General features: G+C 69.3%; 6 protein-coding genes. 3 read left to right on the top strand and 3 right to left on the bottom strand.

Going from position 1 to position 8,109, the window contains the following annotated elements:
- The first annotated feature begins 7 nt into the window (after positions 1 to 7).
- Complete coding sequence (gene mycP, locus NE2_RS28535; RefSeq protein ID WP_063031085.1) at positions 8 to 1,396, top strand: type VII secretion-associated serine protease mycosin; 1,389 nt, start codon at positions 8 to 10, stop codon at positions 1,394 to 1,396.
- A 2-nt stretch (positions 1,397 to 1,398) separates the two neighbouring features.
- Positions 1,399 to 5,481, top strand: a complete 4,083-nt coding sequence (eccCa, locus tag NE2_RS28530) for a type VII secretion protein EccCa (RefSeq protein ID WP_063031075.1) — start codon at positions 1,399 to 1,401, stop codon at positions 5,479 to 5,481.
- A 2-nt stretch (positions 5,482 to 5,483) separates the two neighbouring features.
- On the opposite strand, the gene NE2_RS28525 is transcribed toward eccCa, so the two are convergent.
- The gene (locus NE2_RS28525; RefSeq protein ID WP_063031073.1) at positions 5,484 to 6,068 is read right to left on the bottom strand and encodes a GNAT family N-acetyltransferase; all 585 of its coding nucleotides are present in this window, start codon (positions 6,066 to 6,068) and stop codon (positions 5,484 to 5,486) included.
- The gene (locus NE2_RS28520) at positions 6,065 to 6,904 is read right to left on the bottom strand and encodes a GntR family transcriptional regulator (RefSeq protein ID WP_063031071.1); all 840 of its coding nucleotides are present in this window, start codon (positions 6,902 to 6,904) and stop codon (positions 6,065 to 6,067) included. Before NE2_RS28520 ends, NE2_RS28525 begins: the two co-directional genes overlap by 4 nt.
- A gap of 151 nt (positions 6,905 to 7,055) precedes the next feature.
- On the opposite strand from NE2_RS28520, the gene NE2_RS28515 reads away from it, so the two are divergent.
- A complete protein-coding gene (locus NE2_RS28515) occupies positions 7,056 to 7,577 on the top strand; it encodes a DUF4254 domain-containing protein (protein ID WP_228796215.1) in 522 nt (173 codons plus the stop codon).
- A 6-nt stretch (positions 7,578 to 7,583) separates the two neighbouring features.
- Here the strand turns inward: NE2_RS28515 and NE2_RS28510 are convergent, their stop codons facing one another.
- Positions 7,584 to 8,102: a hypothetical protein gene (locus NE2_RS28510; protein WP_146165371.1), complete on the bottom strand. Its 519-nt coding sequence runs from the start codon at positions 8,100 to 8,102 to the stop codon at positions 7,584 to 7,586.
- Positions 8,103 to 8,109 lie beyond the last annotated feature (7 nt).

Raw genomic sequence — 8,109 nt, 5'->3', positions numbered from 1 at the left:
CGCGTCGCTGCTCGGCGGTGGTCCCGCGACCGCGGTCGCCCCGCCGGCGATCGACGAGGGCGCCCTCGGGCAGGCGCTGGCCGTCAACGCGAAGAACGGTCCGCCGGACCAGACCGAGAAGCGCGCGGTCTGCGCCGAGCCGTATCTGACCGGGGCGATCCCGCGGGATCCGCCACTGCCCCAGCGGATTCTCGATCTGGACCGGGCCTGGAAGTTCAGTCGCGGCGCCGGACAGAAGGTCGCCGTCATCGACACCGGGGTGAACCGCCATCCGCGCCTGCCGGATCTGCAACCCGGCGGCGACTTCGTGACCGCCGGCGACGGCACCGAGGACTGCGACGGCCATGGCACCCTGGTCGCCGGCTTGATCGCCGCGCGCCCGAGTCCCGCCGACGCCTTCTCCGGTGTCGCCCCGGAGGCGCAGATCCTGGCCATCCGGCAGCTGAGCCTGCAGTACGAGGCGAAGAACCGCAACAACGACGAGACCGGCAAGGTCGCCGCCGGCGGATACGGCGACGTGCTGACGATGGCGGCCGCCGTGGTGCGCGCGGTCGACATGGGCGCCACCGTGATCAACATCTCCGAAGTGTCCTGCAGCCCAGCCGGTTCCGAGACCGCCGACGGCGCACTGGGCGCGGCGTTGAAATACGCCGCCGACCGCAATGTCGTGGTGGTCGCCGCGGCGGGCAATCTCGACCAGTCCGCCTGCTCGGCCCAGAACGACACCAGCGGCTGGAACGGAGTGCGCACCGTCATCAGCCCGGCCTGGTTCACCCCGTACGTGCTCTCGGTCGCCTCGACCGATCCGGACGGCGCGACCTCGCCGTTCTCGATCCACGGTCCGTGGGTGGGGGTCGCCGCGCCCGGCCGGTCGATCATCTCCCTCGACAGCAAGCCGGGCGGAACCGGTCTGGTCGACACCGAACACGGTGACGACGGACCGCTCACCATCGACGGCACCAGCTTCTCGGCGGCCTTCGTCTCGGGTCTGGCGGCCTTGGTGCGCAGCAGATTTCCGGAATTGAGCGCGACGCAGGTGATCGACCGGATCGAGCGGACCGCGCACAACCCCGGTGCGGGCCGCGACGATCGGGTCGGATTCGGCCTCATCGACCCGCTGGCGGCGCTCACCGCGCAGCTGCCGCCGCCACCCGGGCAGGCCGCGCAGGTGCCGCGGGCGATCGCGCCGCCCGCTCCGGATCCGGGCCCCGATCCGCTGCCGCGCCGGGTGGCGATCATCGGCTCCGGTGCGTTGCTGGCCCTGCTGGCCGTCGGCTGGGCCGCCGCCCTTCCCTACCGGCGCAGGCGACCCGAACCGGTCGCCGACGATCCGGCCGCCGGATACCTGTCCGCCACCCCGGCTCCCACCGGGACCGACTCGCCTCGAGGAGAGTAGGCATGTCCACCGACGGATTCGTGCGCCGACCGCGGATCGCCCCGCCGCGGGCACCGGGCGGAGAGGTGGCGCTCACCGCCCCGCCGGAGATTCCGCGGCCGGTGCCGCCCGCCCTGCTGATGCGGCTCATGCCCGTGGTCATGGTGGTCGCGGTGGTCGGCATGCTCGCGATGATGGTGATGATGGGGCGCAATCTGCTCGCCAACCCCTTCATGCTGATGTTCCCGATGATGATGCTGATGTCGATGGTCGGGATGATGGCGGGAATGCGCGGCTCGGGCGGCCCCAAGCGCGCCGCCGAACTGAACGAGGAACGCAAGGACTACTTCCGCTACCTCGACCAGGTCCGCCGCGATGTGCGCAAAACCGGTGGCGCTCAGTTGCAATCGCTGATCTGGAGCCATCCGGAACCGGCCGATCTGCGCGCGGTGGCCGGCACCCGCCGGATGTGGGAACGCCGCCCCAACGACCCGGATTTCGGGCATGTGCGCGTCGGTGTCGGCAGTCACCGGCTGGCCACCAAACTGGCCCGCCCGGAGACCGGTCCGCTCGAGGACCTCGAGCCGGTCTCCACGGTGGCGCTGCGCCGCTTCGTGCGCACCCATTCGGTGGTGCACGGCCTGCCCACGGCCCTGTCGTTGCGTGCGTTCCCCGCGATCAACATCGAGGGCCGGCCGGACGAGACGCGCATGCTGGTGCGCGCCATGTTGATGGAATACGTGACCTTCCACGGCCCCGACCACGCCGCGGTCGCGATCATCTGCGCCGACCCGGACGCCGAGGCCTGGTCGTGGGCGAAATGGCTTCCGCACCTGCAACATCCGGTGGACCGCGACGGCATGGGCGCGGCCCGGATGATGTATCGCTCGCTGGCCGAACTCGAGACCTCCATGGCGGCCGAACTGCTCGAGCGCGGCCGGTTCATGCGCAACGCCCAGCCCACCGCCGGGCGCATCCATCTGCTGGTCATCATCGACGACGGCTACGTCAGCGGTACCGAGCGGATCGTCAGCGACGCCGGCCTGGACTCGGTCACGGTGCTCGACCTCACGGCGCCGCAGGGCGGGCTCGCGGTGCGGCGCGGTCTGCAGCTGGTGGTCGCCGACGGTACCGTCGCCGCGAGATCCGCCGCGGGCGTGGAGCAATTCGCCACGTCCGACCCGGTGACGATCGCCGAAGCGCAGACCCTGGCGCGGGCGCTGGCCCGCTATCGGGTGGCCACCGCGGCCCAGATCGTGAGCCTCGGCGACGAATCGCGAGCCGTGCCCGGCCTGATGGAGCTGTTGAAGATTCCCGATGCCGCGCAGATCGATCCGGCGTCGGTGTGGCGCCCGCGCAACGACCGCGAGCGGCTCCGCGTGCCGATCGGCATCACGCCCGACGGCACCCCGGTCGAGATCGACATCAAGGAGTCGGCCGAGAACGGTATGGGCCCGCACGGATTGTGCATCGGCGCAACGGGTTCGGGTAAGTCCGAATTTCTGCGCACCCTGGTGCTGTCCATGGTGACGACCCATTCGCCGGATCAGCTGAACATGGTGCTGGTCGACTTCAAGGGCGGCGCCACCTTCCTCGGACTCGAATCGCTCGCACATGTCGCCGCGGTGATCACCAACCTGGAGGAGGAGATCGCCCTCGTCGACCGCATGAAGGACGCGCTGTCGGGTGAGATGACCCGGCGCCAGGAACTGCTCCGCTCGGCCGGCAACTTCGCCAACGTCACCGAGTACGAGCGAGCCCGCGCGGCCGGCGCGGCGCTGGATCCGCTGCCCGCGCTGTTCATCATCGTCGACGAGTTCTCCGAATTGCTCTCGCAGAAGCCGGATTTCGCGGACCTGTTCGTCATGATCGGCCGTCTGGGCCGGTCCCTGCGCGTCCACCTGCTGCTGGCCTCGCAGCGGCTCGAGGAGAACAAGCTGCGCGGCCTCGACTCGCACCTGTCCTACCGGATCGGCCTGCGCACCTTCTCCGCCAACGAGTCGCGGGCGGTGCTCGGCATCACCGACGCCTACCACCTGCCGAGTGTGCCGGGCTCGGGCTACCTCAAAAGCGATGCCGACGATCCGCTGCGGTTCAACGCCTGCTACGTCTCCGGCGCCTACGAATCACCCGCGGGCAACGCGCCCGGCCGCACCGGCGGTGGGCAGCGCGGCGGCGGACAGGAGCCGGTGGTGTTCACCGCGGCGCCGGTCCCGGTGCGCACCCCGGTCGCCGCCGCTCCGGCGCGCGGACCGCTGGGCCGGCCCGAACTTCCGCCGCCGCCCGGCTCACCGGAAGCGGAGCTGGAGCTGCCGCCCGGCACCCCCGCCGAAACCGTCCCCAAGACACTGCTCAATGTGGTCGTGGATCGATTGCGCGGTCACGGCCGCCCGGCCCACGAGGTGTGGCTGCCTCCGCTGGACGAATCACCGTCGGTGGACATGCTGCTACCCGATCCGGACTGGCGCTCTCCGGTGAACCGGCACGGCCGGTTGTGGTGGCCGATCGGTGTGATCGACAAGCCCTACGAGCAGCGCCGCGACGTGCTGATCATGGATCTGTCGGCGGGACAGGGTAACCTGGCCGTGGTCGGCGGTCCGCAGTCGGGCAAGTCGACCACGCTGCGTTCGATCATCATGGCGGCCGCGGCCACCCACACGCCGGAGCAGGTGCAGTTCTACTGCCTGGACTTCGGTGGTGGCACGCTGGCGGGCCTGTCCGACATCCCGCACGTCGGCTCGGTGGCCGGGCGCATGGATATCGACCGGGTGCGCCGCACCGTCGCCGAGATGGTGACCCTGCTGCACCAGCGCGAGGAGCGGTTCCGGGAGCTGGGCATCGAGTCGATCCACGAATTCCGCCGCCGTAAAGCCGAACTGGCACAGCGGAGTCCGGCCGAACAGGCGGCGGACCCGCTGTCGCAGGATCTGTTCGGCGACGTCTTCCTGGTCGTCGACGGCTGGGCGACCATCCGCGCCGAATTCGACGTACTGGAACCGGCCTTCAACGCACTGGCCGCGCAGGGTCTGTCCTACGGCATCCACCTCATGATCGGCGCCACCCGCTGGGGCGAGATCCGCCCGGCGGTCAAGGATCTCGTCGGCACCCGGCTCGAACTGCGCCTCGGCGACCCCAGCGATTCCGAAATGGACCGTCGCACCGCGGTGCTGGTACCGGTGGGCCGCCCCGGCCGCGGTCTGACACCGGAGAAGCTGCATATGCTGGTCGCCCTGCCGCGCCTGGATTCCAGCTCCGATCCGGCGACTCTCTCCGACGGTATCGCGCTGGCACGCAGCCAGTTCGCCGAGCTCTACGGTGATCGGCGCGCACCCGCGGTCCGCATGCTGCCGCTGCGGGTGCCGCGCGAACAGGTGCTCGCCGAGGCCGCGAAGCACGGGGTCGAATGCAGCGCCACCCGGGTGGTGGTCGGCCTCGGTGAGAACGAATTGGCGCCGCTGGTCATGGATTTCGACGCCCAGCCGCATCTGATGGCCTTCGCCGACGTGGAGTGCGGCAAGACCACGCTGCTGCGCAACATCGTGCTCGGCATCACCGAGAATTCGACGGCCGAGCAGGCGCGCGTCATCCTGATCGACTACCGGCGCACGATGCTCGGCGTCCTGGAGGGCCAGCAGCTGGCCGGTTACTCCACCTCGGGCCAGACGTCGTTCGACATGATCAAGGAGGTCGCCGCCTATCTGCGACAGCGGATTCCGGGTTCGGACATCACCCCGCAGCAGTTGCGCGACCGCAGCTGGTGGACCGGACCGGAGATCTACATCGTGGTCGACGACTACGACATGGTCGCCACCGGTGCGGGCAATCCGCTCGAGCCGCTGCTGGAATTCATCCCGCAGGCCCGCGATATCGGTATGCATCTGATCGTGGCGCGCCGCTCCGGCGGTGCCTCGCGGGCGCTGTACGACAAGGTGCTGGGCATGATGAAGGACCTGTCGGTCGACGCGCTGCTGATGTCGGCGCCCAAGGACGAGGGCAAACTGCTCGGCGACGTGCGGTCGGGCAAGCTGGCACCGGGCCGGGGCACGCTCGTATCCCGTGCCCGGGAGAACGAAATGGTGCAGGTGAGCTATCTGCCGCCGGTCTGAGGTCAGGGCACCGGATCGACCCGGTCGGCGTGCAGGTGCCGCCGCACTATCGGTTCCGGTAAGTCCCAGCTGTCGGTGCGGCGTTCGAACAGCGCGGCCGAGGGTCCGCTGACCGCCGGGTTGGCGATGCGGGCCAGCCGGAATCCCGCCGCGCGGTAGTACCGGTGCAGGTCGGTATTCCGGGTCCAGGCGTCCAACCGCACCCAATTGCGTTGCCGCGCAACGGCCACCGCGGCGGCATGGGCGAGCAGCGCGCGGCCGACACGGCAGCCGGCGAAGCGCAGATCGACGATCATGTAGTGCACGATCACCGCGTCGGCGATCTCCCGCGGTGACCACAAACCGGGGTCGGCGCGATCGTTCACGGTGACGGTTCCCGCGAATTCGCCGTTCACCTCCGCCACCCAGGTCTCCCCGGCCGAAACCGACCGGCCGACCGCGTGGGCAAACCGTTCGATCGGCAGCCCCCGGCCCTGCCGGGTCCACTGGTCCGACCCGCGTGCCGCAAGCCAGGCCGTGCGTTGGAGCCGCAGTCGGCAGATGCTGCCGAGTTCGGCCGAGCGGGCCTGGCGGATGCGGATCGTCATGGTGAGCCGGGAACCAGCGAGTTACCGAAGGAATGGGAGTTGCCCGGAGGAGGCGGCGCTCCCAGGGTCTTGCGGATGAGGGCGGTGCCCTCGTCGTCACCGAGTTCGTAGGCCAGCCGGTTGCGCGCGGCCAGCGACCGCTGGCGCGTGACCCGCATGACGCGGGTGTTGCTCGCGCCGATGCGCAGATGGTCGAGCAGCATGGTGCCGGCTCCGACACCCAGGACGGCGGCCTCGTCGGCACTCGCGGGGCGCGCCACGACCGTATCCCGATGGGCCGTTTCGGGATATCCGCGCGCGGCCAGCCGCCGCGTGGTGCCCTCCGGAATGTCGTGCGGGGAATCGATTCCGGTGAGTTCGGCGAGGTCACGCGGATAGTAGCTGACCTCCCACGACCACGGTTCGTTGTCGAGGTACTGCACCACGGTGCGGGCGACGACCCAGGAGTCCTTCGGCACGCCGAGCCAGTGCGCGACGTCCGTACCGGCCGGTTCCATCCGGGCGCTGAACTGTTTGGCCGGTTCTCGTCCGGCGGCACGGGCGGTCTCGGAGAAGATGTCGTGTGCCGACTTGGGGCGATCGCGCCGAATGTGGCTGGTCACCACGGATTCCAGGACCTCCTGGCTGCGCACGATCGTGCCCCGGGAAGTCGCTGTGAACAGCAGGTTTTCGGCGACGAGCACCTGAATCGCGTTGCGCGCGGTGGTGATCGAGACATGCATCTGATCGGCCAGCTCGTTGTGGCTGGGCAGGCGATCACCAGGTTTGTACGTGCCGTCGCGAATCGCCTCCCGTAGGACGTCGGCGATGCGCTGGTACCTCGGACCGGCGGCCATCTCGCTCCTCGGTTGTACCTTCAACGAAAGAAAGTCTACTCTGCTGGTTGACGGGGCAGTGTGACCCTTGACACACACATTCAGAGGTTTATTGTAATGAACGTCCTGACCATTGGTTGTACGGCGACGACGGCGAGGCAACGTGGCTGGTTTGGAGACGTCCCCGATGGTGGTCGTGGCATTGCCCGACACACCACACACACCGACGGCCGTCGAGTTCCTGACGACCGAAGTTCTGCCGAGTTCGGATCTGTTGTTGCGTGCGTGCCGGGGGCACCGCGTGATCGGCGGCCCGATCCTGTGGTTCGCGCGCGACCTGGCGGTGCTGTTCGAACGCCAGCTCGGCCGCGGCGGTTCCACTCCGGATCCGGACTCCGCCCTGATGATCGAAATCGGCAGACGGCGAATGGAATTGGTGATGGCGATCGACGATTGGATCGTCCGCGCCGTGCCGCAGCAGGGTTCCGGCGCCACCTTGCACACCGAAACGATCGGCGCCGTCATCGACCGGCTGGCCGAAGCGTCGGTCCGCGCGCACCACGCGCTGATGACCCTCGACGCGAACGACGATGTGCTGCACAGTGCCTGGCATCACCTGGCCGAATTGGCCGACGGTTACGACGATCTCGTGCGTGAGGTCCTCGCCGGACGGCGTCGCCTGCCGACCTGGTGAGTCGGCCTAGTAGCTCAACGATCGGCACGAGCCCGCCATCCGCGGTGCGCGGCTGAGGCGTGACCGATCCGCCGGCAGCGGTGCCGGATTCAATCGGGTCACCCGCCGTGGTCGTGACCCACCGGCCAGTTCGGTGAAGCGAATCGTGTTCCAGCCGAACGGCATCAGGTGGACCAGTTCGCCGCGTTCCTCCAGGCGCTCGGTGAGCTCGGACACGACGTCCAGCGCATCCGCCAGGCCGGTGAGTACGTCGTCAGGTGCTCCGCCGCCGGCGCGTCGATCGTTTCGTGCCCACGGCGCCACGCTTTCGACGACGATGTAGCCGGCGTCGTTGTGTAGCGCAATGGTTTTCACGACCTCGACCGCCGCCGGAAGTACCGCGGCATCGCCCGGCTCGACCGCGATCTGCAGGACCAGGCAGTCCACGAACATTTTCCGGGCGCGCACGGCCGCCGGATCCAGCGCGACCGCGCACGGCCCTGCCGCGGTGACCTCGTATTCGAAGAGGTGACACGCACTGCTCACGATGCGC

Source organism: Nocardia elegans NBRC 108235 (assembly GCF_001612845.1).
GTDB classification, from domain to species: Bacteria; Actinomycetota; Actinomycetes; order Mycobacteriales; family Mycobacteriaceae; genus Nocardia; species Nocardia nova.
This window is presented reverse-complemented; position numbering and strand designations above follow the sequence as displayed.